Here is a 15,686-nt window from a genome sequence, read left to right as displayed (position 1 = left end):
CGAGTCGCGCCAAGTGGTGACGAGTGAGTGGCGTGGGACGAGTGCGGCAGACCGGTCGTGAGCGTCGGGGGCGGTGGTGCGCGTCTTGGCCTGACCGCGGCTTCGCCACCGCGCCGCTGGAACGCCTGTATCGCTGCCGGGGCGGCGCTTCCGGCTGTGCATCCACCGGACAACCCGTAAGCCGACGTCCCCGCCCCCGTATGAAATCGACCGGCGGGGTCGGTTGATCGACGAGGGCAACCGGCGCGCTGCGGCTCGATCCGGTCGACGGGAGATGCCGTACGCGGGAGTGGACCGTCGAGGCGAAGGTGCCCAGCCCGCGCGCCGCACGGACGACGACGCGAAGCTCTGCGCCAACGAACGGTTCGGGGGTGAGGACCCGTCTCCAGCTCGTATCCACTTCTCACGGCCGGTCGCGATGACGCACGCCAGACGATCGGTCCCGACGGGTATCGGTGGCGACACCGTCTTCGGTGACCGAAGTCGCTTCCGGCTCAGCCTCGGTCGTAGGCCGCCTGAGCATCGTCAGCGGCGGCGACGCCAGGGACGTAGTCAACGGCACAGCCGGCGGCCGCCCAGGACAGTCGGTCGTCGTCCCACTGAGGACGGGGCGCGACGGCCCACCAACTGATCTTGGAGTTGTAAGACCACCGGCCTGTCGCGGGTCCATCGTGATAGAGAATGTCGCCGCGCTTGGCGAGCGTCGCGAGATAGCCGGCCAGAAAGGCCGACGCGGTATTGCGCTTGTCCACCAGGGCGGTATGGCCGAAGCGGCTCACCAGGTGGGCGAAGTCGGTAGGCCGGCGGGCGGCATATGCGCGTTCGACCAGGCCGTATTCGACCCAGCGACCAGCGAAGGCCTTGACTGCGGCCGGTAGCTCCGTGGCCAGCCCCAACTCCGCGGCCAGACCGCTTCCACTGGGCCCTGCTTCGACGGCTGGGACCCGCAGCCAGGTGTGAGGGCCTTCCAGCGGGTGGCCGCGTCGCGTGCACGCGAAGGCCAACGAGCCGTCACCGTAGCCAGTGGGCACGCCGCGGACGTCGTCGTCGGCATGAAAGGGACAGACCTCGCGTACTACCGACACTCCGAACAGCCCCCGAATCACCGGCGCCCTATTCGGCGCTCCCCGTGGCGCAACACTAGGCAGCGCGACTCTGAGTCAGAGGCCGACGCGCTGGGTGCTTGCGATATGTCAGGACGAAGCGAGGAAGGGCGCGTCGGCCGAGGAGGGTAAGCCTCCGATTCCAGGCCGGGAGACAAGGGGACGCGGCGGGGATCAAGCCTCTTGGATGTGCCGCCGACGACCCGTCGGCGCGGGAGGTTCCGGGACGACGTCGTCCGTGAAAGCCTCCGTGAAGTTCTGCACGCTGCACCACGGGGGAACGTTGCCGCACTCAGCCCTGCCCGCCGCCGTCCGCCCGACCGAGGGCTGAGCCGTGTACCGCGTCGACGGGCGGCTGGTCCTCAGCCCCAGTGACCTGACCCGCCACCAGGAGTGCCACCACCTCACCGCGCTGAACCTGCAGGTGGCCGATCGCCTGCTGGACCCGCCTGCCGAGGGCGTCAGCGACCAGACGGTCCTCGTCGCCGATCTCGGCATCGCCCACGAGCTCCGCTACCTGGAGTCGCTGGAGGAGCAGGGACTGGACGTCGTCCGGCTCCGAAGGCGAAGCGGCGAGGCGGCCACCGTCGAGGCGATGCGCGCCGGCGCCGACGTCATCCACCAGGCCACGCTGTTCGACGGCACCTGGGGCGGCCAGGCCGACTTCCTCCTGAAGACGCCGGAGCCGTCGGACCTGGGGGAGTGGTCCTACGAGGTCGCCGACGCCAAGCTCGCCCGCCGCATCAGGGTGCCGGCGCTGCTGCAGATGGCCACCTACGCCGACCGGCTCGCCACGCTGCAGGGCCGCGTGCCCGAGCGCATCAGCGTCGTCACCGGCGACGGCGAGACCCGCCCGTGGCGGCTGGTCGACGTCGCCGCCTACGCGCGCCGCGCCCGCGCCCGGCTCGAGGGCTTCATCGAGATCCCGACGGCCACCGCACCCGTCCCGATCGGCCACTGCGACCAGTGCACCTGGGGTCCGCGCTGCTCCACCGAACTGCGGGAGAACGACGACCTCAGCCTGGTCGCCGGCATGCGTCGCGACCAGCGCGCCGCCCTGATCGAGGTCGGCGTCACGACCCTCCAACAGCTGGCCGAGGCGGAAGACGACACGCTCAAGGCCACCGGCATCGGCCGCGGCTCCCGCGAGCGGCTGCGCGAGCAGGCCCGCGAGCAGTTGCGCGGGCGCGCCGCCGGCGTCCCCACCCGCACGCTGCTCACCCCGCAGCCCGCCCAGGGACTGCTCCGCCTGCCGGCCCCCAGCGCCGGCGACCTCTACCTCGACTTCGAGGGCGACCCGCTGTCCGGCGACGGCCAGGGCCTCGAGTACCTCGCCGGCCTCGGCGACCGCGAAGGCCGCTTCACCGCCCTCTGGGCGCACGATGCCGCTGCGGAACGCCGGATGGTCGAGGACCTCGTCGACCGCATCGTCGACGCCTGGCGTGCCGACCCCGGCATGCACGTCTATCACTACGCGGCCTACGAGGTCAGCGCGCTCAAGCGCCTCACCGGCCGGTACGGCGTCCGCGAGGCCGAGCTGGACCAGCTGCTGCGCGCTGAGCGGTTCGTCGACCTCTATCCCGTCGTCCGCCAGTCGATGCGGATCAGCAAGGAGTCGTACTCGATCAAGAAGGTCGAGGCGTTCTACGGGCGCGAGCACACCGGCGACGTCGCCGACGCGATGTCCAGCGTCGTCGAGTACGAGAAGTGGCTGATCGACGGCGACCCGGCCCGCCTGCAGTCGATCGAGGACTACAACAAGGACGACGTCGACTCCACCCGCGAGCTGCACGACTGGCTGGAGACCCAGCGGGCCGAGCTGGAGGCGGAGCACGGTCCGCAGCCGCGGCCGGGGGTGCCCGAGGTGTCCGCGCCGGCCCCCCGGTCGGACGCCGAGGTCGCGGAGCTGGCGCTGGTCGAGCAGTTGCAGGACCGCGACCACGGCCTGCTCGGCGACCTCGTGCAGTGGCACCGACGGGAGGCCCGGCCCGGCTGGTGGGAGTTCTTCAGCCGCGGCGACCTGGAGGACGAGCAGCTCGTCGAGGACCGGACGGCGCTCGGCGGCCTGTCCGGCGCGGTCGAGATCGGCACCGAGAAGCGCAGCAAGCTCTACGAGTTCACCTTCCCGCCGCAGGACGCCAAGCTCTCGGCCGGCAAGCCGGCCTTCGACGTCGACACCCGCGCGCGGATCGGCGAGGTGCGCGAGCTCGACGCCATCGGCGGGCGGGTCGTCGTCAAGAGCACCAAGCAGCCGGGTGCCGTCCGCGGGCTGGGTCCGGAGGGGCCGCTCGACGACAAGCCCCAGCGTGAGTCGATCGCCGCCACCGCGAAGGACGTCCTCGCGGGCCAGTCCTGTCTCCCGCAGGCGCTGCTCGATCGCGTCGTCCCAAGGGACACCCGGCGGCTGCCGGGGGAGCAGGCCGGGGACGCCGTCGTCCGGCTCGGCCTGGCGCTGGACGGCGAGGTGCTCGCCGTGCAGGGGCCGCCCGGCAGCGGCAAGACGCGGGCGGCGTCGCACCTGATCCGCGCGCTGCTGGACGCCGGCAAGAAGGTCGGCGTCACGGCGCAGTCCCACGCGGTCATCGGCAACGTGCTGAGCGCGGTCGACCGGCCGGCGCTGCAGAAGTGCGACGAGCACCAGGCCTGCGGCGCACCCGGCGTGGAGTGGTCGAAGGACTCCGCCGACGTGGCCTCGCGACTGCTCGACGGCTCGGCGAACCTGGTCGGCGGGACGGCGTGGTTCTGGTGCCGGCCGGACGTGGCCGAGGCGGTCGACGTGCTCGTGATCGACGAGGCGGGGCAGTTCTCGCTGGCCAACGCGGTGGCCGTGGCGCGTTCGGCCAAGTCGCTGGTGCTGCTGGGCGACCCGCAGCAGCTGGCGCAGCCCACGCAGGCCGTGCACCCGGGGGAGTCGGGGCTCTCGGCGCTGGAGCACCTGCTCGACGGGCACGCCACCGTGCCCGAAGACTGCGGCGTCTTCCTCGACCGGACCTACCGGATGCACCCGGCGCTGACCGCCTTCGTGTCCGACCTGGCGTACGAGGGGCGGCTGGAGTCGGCCGCCGACCGCGAGCGGATCGCGGTGCGGGGCTGGACCAGTGGGCTGGCTGTGCGGTTCGTCGAGCACACCAAGCCCGCGGCGGCTGCGTCGGACGACGAGGCGGCGGCCGTCGCGGACCTGTGGCGGTCACTGCAGGGCGTGGGCTGGGTCGACTACGAGCTGGTGGAGCGGCCGATCGGGCCTGACGACGTGCTCGTGGTGGCGCCGTACAACAACCAGGTGGCGCGCATCCGCGGACTGCTGCCCGACGGCGCTCGGGTCGGCACCGTGGACAAGTTCCAGGGGCAGGAGGCGCCGGTCGTCGTCTACTCGATGACGTCGACCAGCGCGGAGGACGCCCCGCGCGGGGTGTCGTTCCTCTACGACCTGCACCGGCTGAACGTCGCAGTGTCGCGCGCCAAGGCGCTGGCCGTCGTCGTGATGAGCGAGGAGCTGCTCGACGCCGCGGTGCGGACGCCGGAGCAGTTGCGTCAGGTCAACGCCCTGTGCCGGCTGGTCGAGATGGCAAGCGTCGTCCCGGCGTGAGCCGCGCGGCACGATGTCGACCGGCCGGGGGATCGGCCAGCAGGAGCAGTGGTCAGGATGGTGCTGTGACGGATGGTGCGGTCGTGGGCGTCCCTGGCGGGCTCCAGTCGTTGCCACGTGCCGACGCTCCGGGGGCCAGGGGCGGAGCGGCGGTCACGCGGCTGCAGGTCGGGTACGTGTGACGGCCTCGCGACGACCCAGGCGTTCGCCGAGATCTCTTCTCGAACTGCGGGACGAGGCAGCGCAGCACTTGATCCGCTACACGTGTCCGACTGCTCACTACGCCTTCCGCACCTATGACCAGAGTGACGTGCGCGGCGGTCCGGTGACCCCGGCAGACGTGTTGATGGTGAACCTGCTGAGCCTCCGGTTCGATTGGCGCGACGTGACGCCACTGTTCGTCGTGGGCGAGACCCCTCACGTCCAGCTGCGGCAGGCACTGGACGAGGCGCTCACGGAGGCTCGAGCGCTGCCCGCCCTGGAGGACTGCACCGAGGAGCAGGCGGCCATGCCCGCCCTACGCGAGGCCAACTCCCTCGCCCTGGCGGTGCCGAGGTCGCCGCGACGCGATCGGCGCACCTGGGGGCCGGTTGCCGTGTCGAAGGTCCTGCACCGGTTGGCCCCCACGGTGCCGTTGATCGACAGCTACGTCTGCGCTTTCTTCGCGACGCGGTCGCCCCGAGACATTCGGCTGAGGATGCGTGCGGAGCTGATCGCGAACCAGCGATGGTTGACCGAGCTGGCCGAACGGCATCCTGTCCGGGGAGAACCCATGCCGCTCACCCGGGTCGCAGACATCGCGATCTGGATGGATGCGCAGCCTTCCTGAGCGAATGTCCTGCTCGCCGACGAGCTGCGAACGCTGGGTGCACCACGGCGGCTCGTCCACGTTCGGCCTCCCGACTGCGGCCGTCGGTGCACGCTGATCCAGGTCACTGCGGCTCCCGTTCGACCCCGCTGGAGCCGACAGGCGCCCTGCCGATAGAGAAGGGGCAACGCCCGCCGCGAGCCGAGGAGCCGTGACCTGCCCAGATCCACCTCGCCCCGGCGCCGGCCCGCTCCCAGGAACGGCTCCGCAGCCAGGAAAAGGTCCCAGCCCAGGAAGCGGAAGTCGGCGAAGGGGCGCCGCCGAGCCAGGCCCAGGCGCGCTCTCCGAGCGGCCCTGCTGGTCGTGCTGGTGACGGCCGGCGTGGTCGCGTGGCAGGCAGCGGAGCGGCACCTGTATGCGCTGCCGTTCTTCGGCCCGGCCACCGCAGCGCCGTCCGGGCCCGCCTGGCCGCTGACCGGCGTCCCGGCCGATGCGGTCCCCGACCGGCCGGCGCTCGCGGTGAAGATCGAGAACTCCGTTGCCGCCCGGCCGCAGACCGGGCTGGACGGCGCGGACGTGGTGTGGGAGCAGGTGGTCGAGGGCGGGATCACCCGGTTCGTCGCCGTCTACCACTCCGCCCTTCCGCCCGATGTCGGCCCGGTGCGCTCGATCCGGCCGATGGACCCCGCGATCGCCGCGCCGCTCGGCGGGTTGCTCGCGTTCTCCGGGGGCGTGCCGTCCTACATCACCGCGGCCCGGGACGCGGGACTGCAGGTGCTCAGCCAGGACACCGGCGCCGACGGCTTCTCCCGGACGTCGACCCGCTCGGCGCCGCACAACGTCTACGCGGTGCCGCAGACGCTCGTCGACCAGGCCGACGCCGCGCATCGCGCCGCACCCGGCGTCCAGTTCCACCACGCCGCCGGCGGCCCACCCACGGCCGTTGCCACGGGGCGGCCGGCGACGAGTCTGGATCTCACGCTGTCCGGCGTCAGCCACCCCCGGTGGGCGTGGAGCGCGGCGGACGGCCGCTGGCTGCGCAGCGAGGGGAGCGCTCCGGCCGTCGAGGCGGACGGCCGGCGGATGGGCGCCGCCAACGTCGTCGTGCTGCGCGTCGACGTCGTCGCGACCGAGGCCCGTGATCCGGCAGGCAACCCCGTCCCGGAGACCATCCTGACCGGCACCGGCCGAGCCCTTGTCGCCTCCGGTGGGCACGCGGTCGAGGCGACCTGGTCCAAGCCGGGAACCGGTGACCGGGTGAGCCTGACCGGAGCGGACGGCGACCCGGTGACACTGGCCCCTGGGACGACCTGGATCGAGTTGGTCCCCAACGGCGGCGGCGCGGTCGTCACCGGTTGACCACGACGACGGCGACGCTGACGGGCCCTCGTCGCCCCGCCGACAGCCACGTCGCCGGGCTTGCTGCTCGACGCCGCCGTCCGGACGCCGGAGGACTGTGTCAGGTCAACGCACTCCGCCGGCTGGTCGAGACGGCGACCGTCGTCCGCGCGTAGTGCCGAGCTCCGGACGAGGTGACGTCGTCGTGACGGGCCGCCGTGAGCATCACCGGTACCCGACCGGGCGTCTGCCCTGAACCGAGAGCAGCGAGCCATGGACCGTCCAGTGCATGTAGCAGCGACGCCGGACAAGGCCGTCGTACTGACCGCAGCCGCACGCCGGGTGCGCGCAACCCGCAGTCTCGGCCTCGCTGAGGACGCAGAAGAGGACTTCGTCTTCCACTACTACCCGGAGGAGGAGGTCCTCCAGTGGGTGGTCGCCCGTGACTTCCGGTGCTTCTCCCCCGGGTCGGCCTTCTTCTTCCCGGAGCTCGAGCGGCAGTGGCGCGACCGGCCCTGGTCGGACGGAACCGACCTACCTGTCATCACCCCGTCGTCCTTCGCGAGCAGCCCCATCGTGTTCCTCATGTCACCGGCGGTCGCCGCCGGCGTGGGGGCTGTCGACCGTGGTCTCGGTTGGGCCGACCTGTTCGACCCGACTCGACCGCTCCGGTTCATGCACGCCCACGCACGCTCCGGTGACGGCCTTGCCGTGGTGACGGCCGCGTACAACGCAGGGCTGAAGGAGCTGGGAGCGACATCCCTCGACGACGCCGGTCCCGCCCTGGACCGGCTGATGGCGGGTGTGCAGGAGCGCATCGTCGAGTACGGGCCTGACGATGCGACGGTCATCGACCGGGCGGCGGCCGGAGGGGACTGGCGGGCCGACGTCGTGCTGGTCCAGGAGCGCAGCGCCCTCGCGGCGCTCGCGCGGCATCCCGGCCTGCATGCCGTTCTGGTGCATCCCGAGGGGGACAGCTCCTGGGTGGATCAGGAGATCTGCCTCGTCGAGCCGACCGCGACCTCCCTCGAACGCGAGTCGTCCGGAGCCCTGGTCGAGGCTCTGCGTTCGCCCGAGATGGCGGGGGTCCTGCGGGGCGAGGGCTGGCGTCCGCTCGGCGCGGAGCTGGGCACGGCCACCGACACCGCACAGCTGATGGAGGCTCAGCCCACGTCCGTGACGGAGCGGGTCGGCGTCATCGGTGCGGCGACGCCGCCCGCTGCGCAGATGCCTCCCCGTCTGGTGCGGGTGCTCCGGAACCGCTGGTCGGAGACGAAGAGGGCGGCGGAGGTCTGCCTGGTCATCGACGTCTCGGGGAGCATGTCAGGCAGCAAGCTGGCGGCCGCCGAGCGCGGGGCGGAGGGCTTCCTCGACCGGCTCGAGGGCGCCGATCCGCACATCTCCCTGGTGGCGTTCGCCGACTCCGCGCAGGTGCTCGTGCCCCTGTCGTCACTGCACCCGGTGCGGTCCGACGTCGTCGACCGGTTGCGCCGCCTGCAGGGCGGTGGGCAGACGGCGCTCCTGGACGGCGTGGACCGCGCGCTGACTCTGCTGCAATCGGGCGACCCGGCCCACCTGAAGGCCATCGTGCTGCTGACGGACGGCGAGGAGAACAACTCCACGATCTCCTTGCCGGCTCTGGAGGAGCGACTGCGCGGTTGTGGCTGTCTGTTCTTCGCCATCGGCTACGGGCAGGGCGCCGATGTGGCCCTTCTGGACCGCCTGGCCGGCGCCACCGGCGGTCACTCTGCGGCCAGCGACGAATACCACGTCGACAAGATCTATGGGGCGCTGACGGCGCACCTCTGAGGACCGTCGTCGGTGCAGACGCTCTCCGACGTACCGGGCAACAACACCTATGCCGGTGGAGCCTCGGCCAACTCCATCCCGAGCTCCATGGGGATCCGGGCGATCGGCGTCAGGCGTTCCTTCATGGAGCCCAGGGCGTCAGCCACAGGCGCCATGCCGAACCGCGCCACCGAGAGCACCGTCATCCCCATGATGTCGAGATCCGCGGTGTCGACCGGGGCAGCGCCGTGCCTCCAGAGGTAGTGGTTGGTCATGGCGAGATCGATCGATTCTGCGTAGGTCCGGCTCATCGACTCCAGGTGCTGGAAGACCACCGGAGGCCCGGTCACGGGGTCGCCGACGAGCAGGTGGAGCGCGACGTCCCAGAAGCGCCGGAGCGGCGTGCCCAGGGCTCCCACGGGTACGACGCCGAGCCGGTGCCGCGAGGTCTCGGCCAGCCGGCCGAGGGCCGCGACGTCGGCCCTGGCCACACCCGGTGTGCCGGCGGCGGCGAGGAGGACATAGGCCTGTTGCTGTGGGTGCCGGAGCGGCGCCGGGACGTCGCTCTCGACGTCGGGACCCTGCGCCGCCTCGACCTGGGCGAGCGTGCTGCTGATGTCACCCAGCGGGGGATCGATGCGCCATGCACCGGCGACCGCCATGAGGAACATGCCGAATCCGTGGTCCAGCTCCTGGAACTGCCGCGCGGACGCGATGAGCAGCCGGCGGGCCGTCTGCGGGTCCAGGAACGCGGCCCATTGCGCCGCGTCGCGCAACGCGGAGGCGGCGTCCATCCTCAGCACCCACTCCCGGTCGGTCCCCTCCCGGGAGGTCGGCAGGCCGCGCCGGTCGTCGTGCCCGGACGCTTCCGCGAGGCTGGTGTTCGCACAGGCCTCGAGGAAGGCCACCGTCACGTTGACCTGCTGGGGGTCCAGCTCCAGCATCTGCAGATGGGCGCGGGACATCAGAGCAGCTCCCGGACGTTGGTGAGTCGCTCCGGCGGGACGAAGCGTGGATTGGGCTGGCTCCAGCAGCGGTCCATTCGACGGGCGGCCTGGTTCCACTGCCACTTCTCGCACCCGGCGATCTGGTTGTCGGGGACGACGATCTTCGCCGTGATCTCACCCTCGGTCTGGAACGGCGAGTAGTGGCGGTAGACGTTCAGGTCCCTGATCTCTTCCGCCACCCCCTCGAGCGGAACCGAGGGCCGCGGTGCGACCACGCACCAGCAGGTGTACAGGTAGGCCGTGTCGCGGGCGCCGAACATCGTGCCGAACCAGAGTCCCGTCCGCCATGCCCGGTGTACCCAGTTGGTGCGCGCGGCCGTGTCGCGCTCGACGGTGCCGGCCGACAACGAGATGAACGGGGTCCCGAAGGAGTAGGGCTTTCCCGTGCTGGGATCGATGGTCGTGAAGTGATTGACGTGGGCATCGAGCGTCGCCTCTGACAGCCTCTGCTGGGTTTCCTGGGGGTCGATCTCGAGGGAGTTGCGCCACCAGTTGCAGACGATCCCGTTCTGGTCATCCAGGATGCGCTTGGCGCTGGCATCGTCCGGCAGGGACAGGCCCTTGATGCACCACTGGACGATCACTTCGGCCTCCTGAAGCGCTCGTGGCTCTCCGCAGACGACAGGGGAACGGTGCACGAGTCGGCCGTAGCGGAGGCCTGACTGTGGCGTCGACCGTCGCCCGCATCGGCGATCACGGCATGTCAGCCGCGGAGGCGACGGGCTGCTGCGCTTCGTCAGCGGCGTCGAGATCCCGGCGCAGTTCCCGCACGAGTTCGGCCAGGAGCGTCTGGAGGGCTGCGAGACGCTGATTCCCCGCCGCCTGTGGGGCATCGAGGTCGGCGCTCATCGACGCGAACCAGACCTCGAAGTCCTCGTCGTACCGCCGGACGAACGAGGCAAAGCCGAGAAGCGGGTCGAGAGACGCCTCGCCCACGCCGCGGCGCATCAGTTCGCCGATCGCTCGTTGCTCCTCGCGCCAGACCATGAACTGGTGGCCGAGGCTGTCGGTGGTGAACGTCTGCCCGATCTCCGCCGCGACGGCCAGGGCTCGAGGATTGTCGCGCTCCAGGCCAAGTCGCGCCTGGGCCTCGTTGACGTTCTCCGCGGCGCCCCAATAGCGCGCGAAGCGGTAGAAGGTGCTCTGCTGAGCGACCCGCCGTCGCGGCTGGGAGCCGGAGAAGTAGACGAGGAACCCGCGTTGGCGGATGTTCCGGATGCGGTGATACAGGTCGTCTGCCGCGTCCAGCAGGGAGGCCCAGTACCGGTCGCGCTCCTCCTCGACCGTGCGGAGCCGCTCGCTCGTCTCGGCAGCGGCCTTGAGGTCTTGTTTGAACTGCTCGAGGTCGCGCTGTGCCCGCGTCTCCGCCTCCGCGATGCCCTTCTGCACCTGGACCTGCTGTTCGGCGATGCTCTCCTGGGCCTGGACCTGCCGGTCGGCGATCTGCTTCTGGATCCGGCGGCCCTGAGTGCCCTGCCGCAAGGTCACGAACACGGTGATCACCGTGACCAGGACGCTGGTGACGCCGGCGATGATCGCGGCCAGCAAGCGGGGGTCCATGCACACGTCCCTGAGGCGCAGGTCGGTACCAGCTGCCGAATCGTGACCACCGTGGAGGCGTCGCGCGGCCTCACACATGACTGGTCAGCTGGCGTGGTCGCAGGATCGGGCGTCCGCGTCACCGGCGCGTCACGAGGACATCACCGAGCCCCGACGGCAGACCGATCACCCGGAAGGGCTCAGCGCTGGGTCGCTCTCGAGGACTCCGGAACTCGTTGACGACGTGCGGGAGGACCTTCGCGCAGAAGACGGAACCCATGGGTCTCGTGGTTTGACTGAGTGGGTGCGAGGCCTGGTGGGGCCGGGGGCAACCCCTGTGGCGAGAGGCGTGTGGCGAGGTGTCGTCGGATTCGGCCTCCCGAGTTTCGCTACGTCGCCGTGTCACCGTCCTGACGCCAATCCGAGGAGCACCACGGATGCCGGACCGCAGCCGCGGTACCGGTGCCTCGGTCACCATCGCCCACCCGGGGGAATCCATGTCCCAGACCCACGCGCCCGCCGGCCCGCCGCAGATGCCCGAGGGCTACGCCCCTCAGCCGCCGGCTCCGGCCAAGAAGCCCTTCTACAAGAAGGCCTGGTTCCTCGTCCTCGCCGTCATCGTCGTCATCGTCATCGCCACCCAGTCGGGCGGCGGCGACTCGGCGACCGAGGAATCCGCCTCCACTGACGCCGCTGCCGGTGCCGACACCGGCGCTGCTGCCGAGGCCCCGGAGGCTCCCGCGGCGCCCGCCGCGCCTGCCGAGCCGGCCGCGCCCGGCATCGGCCAGCCGGCTGCCGACGGTGACTTCAACTTCGTCGTCAACGGCGTCGACTGCAGCAGCACCGAGATCGGCAACGAGTTCCTCAACACGACGGCTCAGGGCCAGTTCTGCATCGTGGATCTGACCATCACCAACATCGGCGACGAGGCGCAGAGCTTCCTCGGCGGCAACGCCACGCTGTTCAACGCGCAGGGTCAGGAGTTCTCCTCCGACAGCGAGGCGGCCATCTACCTGGACGACTCGTCCTCGCTGTACGAGGAGATCAACCCCGGCAACACGCTGTCGAGCAAGGTCGTCTTCGACGTCCCGGCCGGCACGGTGCCCAGCTCCATCGAGCTGCACGACTCGATGCTGTCCGGTGGCGTCACCGTCAACCTGCAGTAATCACGGCACCTCGCTGAGGGCCTCTCGTCGATTCCGGCGGGAGGCCCTCAGTCGTTCGAGGCGCGCCGGCCCACCAACAGGACTCGCGCCCCTGCAAGGTGACCTTCGAACCTGTCCCGCGCGGCGCGCGCTTCCTACGGTTCGGGGACATGTCGGCCATGAGCGCCCCTCTGCTCCTCGCGATCGATGACGACCCCGACCTGTTGGCAGACGTCGAGCGGGAGCTCCGCAACCGGTACGCGTCGGACTACCGCGTCTGCTGCCTGCGCTCGGCCGACGAGGCCCGCCCCATGCTCGAGGAGTTCGCGGCGAACGGCGAACAGGTCGCCCTGGTGCTCGCGGGCGAGGTGCTGGGCGGTTCGCCGGGCACCGATGTCCTGGCCGGCGTCCCGCACCTGTTCCCGCACGCCCAGCGGGTGCTGCTCATCGGGTGGGGCCACCTCGGCGAGCCGGCCACCGGTGACGCGATCTTCGAGGCGATCGCGCGCGGGCGCATGGACCAGTACGTCGTCCGGCCGTCGCCGCCACCGGACGAGCAGTTCCACCTGGCGATCTCGAGCTTCCTGCTGGCCTGGGCCGAGGCGCAGCGCCGCGCTCCGTACACGATCGACGTGGTCGGGGAGACCTGGTCCGGTCGGGCCTACGAGCTGCGCGAGGTGCTCGGGCGCTGCGCGATGCCGCACCGGTTCTGCCTCGCCGGCTCCGACGAGGGACGCGCCCTCCTCGCGGCGACCGATGCACAGAGGCTCCCGGTCCTCGTCATGCCCAACGGGCACGTCCTGGAGGACCCCAGTGACGCCGACATCGCGCGCGCCGCGGGCACCTCGGTCGACCCGAATCGGGACCGGTACGACCTCGTGATCGTCGGGTGCGGACCGGCCGGCCTGTCGGCGGGCGTGTACGGCGCCTCCGAGGGACTCCGCACCCTGGTCATCGACTCGGGCAGCATCGGCGGGCAGGCCACGTCGAGTTCGGCCATCCGCAACTACCTCGGCTTCCCCCGCGGCGTCAGCGGCGCGGAGCTGGCCCGCCGCGCCTACCACCAGGCCTGGGTCTTCGGCGCACGCTTCGCCTTCATGCAGCGGGTCTCGCACCTGGTGCGCGAGGACGACGGCATCGTCGTGTCCCTGGAGACCGGCGGGGTGGTGGTGGCGCACGCCGTCGTCCTGGCGCCGGGCGCCAGCTACCGCAGGCTGGGCGTCGCGCCGCTCGAGGACCTGGTCGGTGCCGGCGTCTTCTACGGCGCTGCCGCGTCGGAGGCGCCGATGGTCGCGGGGGAGGACGTCTACGTCGTCGGCGGCGCGAACTCCGCCGGCCAGGCCGCTCTGCACCTGGCCCACTACGCCAAGCGCGTCACGCTCGTGGTGCGGGCCGCGTCGCTCGACGTCGGGATGTCGCACTACCTGGTCCGCCAGGTGGAGCAGACGCCGAACATCGAGGTGCGGACCGGCACCGAGGTCGTCGACGGCGGCGGTGAGGGCCGGCTGGAGTACCTCGTGCTGCGCGACCGCGGGACCGGCGCGGAGGAGACGGTCGACGCCTACGGGCTGTTCCTGATGATCGGCGCGGTTCCGCACAGCGAGTGGCTGCCCCCGACGATCGAGCGCGACGACGGCGGCTTCGTCATGACCGGACCCGACCTCAGCGCCGACGCGCTCGAGATGTTCGGGCGCCGCCCGCTGCCGCTGGAGACGAGCATGCCGGGGGTCCTCGCGGCCGGGGACGTCCGGCACGGGTCGGTGAAGCGGGTGGCGTCCGCCGTCGGCGAGGGTTCCATCGCCATCCAGTTCGTCCACCGCCTGGTCGCCTCCTGACACGAGCTGCCTCGCCGTCCACGCCCTGGCGTGGTGGTATCAGACCGATACCATCGGGGACATGGCGCTGACGCTGCGGACCGATGACGAGCTCGAGAAGGCGCTCACGGCGCTCGCGGCCGCTGAGGGCGCTTCGCGGCAAGAGATCATCCGACGCGCCGTTCTCGAGCGGTACGAGCGGAGCGGCCACGCTGCGCGGGTCCAGGAGAGTTCGACCCGACTGATCGACAAGTGGGGCGACGTGCTCCACCGGCTCGGCACGGTGTGAGCGAGGTCGAGTACCTCGACCTCGATGATCTTCTCGGCCTCGTCCGGGCTCTGCGGACCGGTCCGGTCCGCGATGTGGGTCTGCTGGAGTCCGCGGCTGCCCGACCCCGGTCGCACGTCTTCGGGGAAGAGGCCTATCCCACGCTGCCGTTGAAGGCCGCCGCGCTGCTCCACTCGCTCGCGCGCAACCATCCCCTGGTCGACGGCAACAAGCGGTTGGGCTGGCTGGCCACAGTCGTCTTCCTGGACCTCAACGCCTCCGAACCCGACGTGAGCGACGACGCCGCCTTCCAGCTCGTCATGGATGTGGCCGCCGGTGCAGCCGACGTCGAGGAGATCGCCGACCGACTCCGGGTCGTCCCGCGCTGACACGGAGGTGCGCGTCAGGGCGGCTGGGCGCCGACGACGCCCGCAACCACAGCGGCCGCCGCATGACCGGCCCGGACGGCGTCCGGCACCGACGCCCCGGCGCGCCAGCCGGCCAGCACGCCGGCGGCGAAGGCGTCCCCGCAGCCGGTGGTGTCGCGCACCGACGCCACCGGCTCCACGGCCACCTCCGCCGCACCCGCCCGCGTCAGCACCCGCGTCGGCCGGGCCCCGGCGTGCACCAGCACCAGCTCCGGCGCCCACCCGGGCAGGTCGCCGGCCAGCCCGAGCGCGTCCGCCTCGTCGGCGTTGCAGAGCAGGACGTCGGGCCGCAGCCCGGCCAGCAGCTCGACGTACGCGCCCGCGCCGTGACCCTCGATCCGGGCAGCCGCCGCCGCGTCGACGCTGACCGGGACGCCGGCGTCGCGGGCGAGGGACGCCGCCATCCGCAGCGCCGACGGGAAGCGCAGCAGGTCGTAGCCGTCCAGGTGGACGACGGCGGCGCCGGCCACCCACCCGGTGCGGACGTCGGCCGGCTCGAGACCGCCCTCCCCACCGTCGCTCAGCAGGGTCCGCTCACCGTCCGGGTGCACGAGCACGGTGGACAGCGGCGTCCGGCCGCGCCGCACCACCACGGTCTCGACCCCGCGCCCGGCGAGCGCAGCCAGCAGCCCGTCGGCCGCCGGGTCCGCGCCGGCCCAGCCCGTCATCCGCGCCGGCACGCCCAGCCGGGCGACGTTCGCTGTCACGTTGGCCGGCGCCCCGCCCGCCGTCGTCGTCCGCACGACCCGCTGCTGCCCGCCGACCACGAGGGGGCCGGACAGCTCCAGGACCTGGTCGGCCACGAGCTTGCCCACCGCCACCACCGGGCCGCAGCCCGCCGGGCGCGGCCACGCCGGCGTCA

At 71.8% G+C, this 15,686-nt stretch carries 13 protein-coding genes; 8 read left to right on the top strand and 5 right to left on the bottom strand.

The features are described from left to right. Nucleotides 1-494: 494 nt before the first annotated feature. A complete protein-coding gene (locus MY526_RS08280; protein WP_436703664.1) occupies nt 495-1,106 on the bottom strand; it encodes a hypothetical protein in 612 nt (203 codons plus the stop codon). Between the two features lie 331 nt (nt 1,107-1,437). Here MY526_RS08280 and MY526_RS08275 point away from each other — a divergent pair, with 331 nt between their 5' ends. The 4 genes from MY526_RS08275 (at nt 1,438) to MY526_RS08260 (ending at nt 8,644) form a co-directional block, all read left to right on the top strand. Next, on the top strand, nt 1,438-4,689 hold the full coding sequence (locus MY526_RS08275; RefSeq protein ID WP_436703663.1) for a TM0106 family RecB-like putative nuclease: 3,252 nt from the start codon (nt 1,438-1,440) through the stop codon (nt 4,687-4,689). A 250-nt stretch (nt 4,690-4,939) separates the two neighbouring features. Beyond that, nucleotides 4,940-5,518: a DUF6308 family protein gene (locus MY526_RS08270; RefSeq protein WP_436703662.1), complete on the top strand. Its 579-nt coding sequence runs from the start codon at nt 4,940-4,942 to the stop codon at nt 5,516-5,518. A 342-nt stretch (nt 5,519-5,860) separates the two neighbouring features. Next, nucleotides 5,861-6,856, top strand: coding sequence for a DUF3048 domain-containing protein (locus tag MY526_RS08265; protein WP_436703661.1), 996 nt, complete (start codon nt 5,861-5,863; stop codon nt 6,854-6,856). 252 nt (nt 6,857-7,108) lie between these two features. Continuing rightward, nucleotides 7,109-8,644 carry a VWA domain-containing protein gene (locus tag MY526_RS08260; RefSeq protein ID WP_436703660.1) on the top strand — a complete coding sequence of 512 codons (1,536 nt, stop codon included), beginning with the start codon at nt 7,109-7,111 and terminating at the stop codon, nt 8,642-8,644. Between the two features lie 47 nt (nt 8,645-8,691). Here the strand turns inward: MY526_RS08260 and MY526_RS08255 are convergent, their stop codons facing one another. The 3 genes from MY526_RS08255 to MY526_RS08245 form a co-directional block, all read right to left on the bottom strand. Continuing rightward, nucleotides 8,692-9,588 (bottom strand): hypothetical protein, encoded by an 897-nt coding sequence (locus MY526_RS08255; RefSeq protein ID WP_436703659.1) that lies wholly within the window; start codon nt 9,586-9,588, stop codon nt 8,692-8,694. Further along, nucleotides 9,588-10,214, bottom strand: a complete 627-nt coding sequence (locus MY526_RS08250; RefSeq protein WP_436691643.1) for a hypothetical protein — start codon at nt 10,212-10,214, stop codon at nt 9,588-9,590. The genes MY526_RS08255 and MY526_RS08250 overlap by 1 nt, the downstream gene beginning before the upstream one ends. A gap of 109 nt (nt 10,215-10,323) precedes the next feature. After that, nucleotides 10,324-11,190 (bottom strand): hypothetical protein, encoded by an 867-nt coding sequence (locus tag MY526_RS08245; RefSeq protein ID WP_436703658.1) that lies wholly within the window; start codon nt 11,188-11,190, stop codon nt 10,324-10,326. A gap of 416 nt (nt 11,191-11,606) precedes the next feature. Between MY526_RS08245 and MY526_RS08240 the strand changes: the two genes are divergently transcribed. The 4 genes from MY526_RS08240 to MY526_RS08225 all read left to right on the top strand — a co-directional run bounded on the left by MY526_RS08240 (nt 11,607) and on the right by MY526_RS08225 (nt 14,785). Continuing rightward, nucleotides 11,607-12,335 carry a DUF4352 domain-containing protein gene (locus tag MY526_RS08240; RefSeq protein WP_436703657.1) on the top strand — a complete coding sequence of 243 codons (729 nt, stop codon included), beginning with the start codon at nt 11,607-11,609 and terminating at the stop codon, nt 12,333-12,335. Nucleotides 12,336-12,493: 158 nt separating this feature from the next. Then, nucleotides 12,494-14,149, top strand: coding sequence for an FAD-dependent oxidoreductase (locus MY526_RS08235; RefSeq protein ID WP_436703656.1), 1,656 nt, complete (start codon nt 12,494-12,496; stop codon nt 14,147-14,149). A gap of 61 nt (nt 14,150-14,210) precedes the next feature. Then, nucleotides 14,211-14,417: a CopG family transcriptional regulator gene (locus MY526_RS08230; protein WP_436691647.1), complete on the top strand. Its 207-nt coding sequence runs from the start codon at nt 14,211-14,213 to the stop codon at nt 14,415-14,417. Further along, on the top strand, nt 14,414-14,785 hold the full coding sequence (locus MY526_RS08225) for a type II toxin-antitoxin system death-on-curing family toxin (RefSeq protein WP_436703655.1): 372 nt from the start codon (nt 14,414-14,416) through the stop codon (nt 14,783-14,785). Before MY526_RS08230 ends, MY526_RS08225 begins: the two co-directional genes overlap by 4 nt. 14 nt (nt 14,786-14,799) lie before the next feature. Here the strand turns inward: MY526_RS08225 and MY526_RS08220 are convergent, their stop codons facing one another. Beyond that, entirely contained in the window at nt 14,800-15,639 is an 840-nt protein-coding gene (locus tag MY526_RS08220) for a carbohydrate kinase family protein (protein ID WP_436703654.1), read from the bottom strand. Nucleotides 15,640-15,686: the final 47 nt, after the last annotated feature.

Source organism: Geodermatophilus sp. CPCC 205761 (genome assembly GCF_051383655.1).
Taxonomy (GTDB): domain Bacteria; phylum Actinomycetota; class Actinomycetes; order Mycobacteriales; family Geodermatophilaceae; genus Geodermatophilus.
The sequence above is the reverse complement of the archived record's forward strand: the minus strand, read 5'-3'. Positions and strand labels throughout refer to the sequence as shown.

Bases quoted from the DNA above. Each gene is read 5' to 3' on its own strand.
- MY526_RS08230 (WP_436691647.1), top strand. From the start codon at position 14,211: ATGGCGCTGACGCTGCGGACCGATGACGAGCTCGAGAAGGCGCTCACG.
- MY526_RS08245 (WP_436703658.1), bottom strand. From the start codon at position 11,190: ATGGACCCCCGCTTGCTGGCCGCGATCATCGCCGGCGTCACCAGCGTC.
- MY526_RS08260 (WP_436703660.1), top strand. From the start codon at position 7,109: ATGGACCGTCCAGTGCATGTAGCAGCGACGCCGGACAAGGCCGTCGTA.
- MY526_RS08255 (WP_436703659.1), bottom strand. From the start codon at position 9,588: ATGTCCCGCGCCCATCTGCAGATGCTGGAGCTGGACCCCCAGCAGGTC.
- MY526_RS08235 (WP_436703656.1), top strand. From the start codon at position 12,494: ATGAGCGCCCCTCTGCTCCTCGCGATCGATGACGACCCCGACCTGTTG.
- MY526_RS08240 (WP_436703657.1), top strand. From the start codon at position 11,607: ATGCCGGACCGCAGCCGCGGTACCGGTGCCTCGGTCACCATCGCCCAC.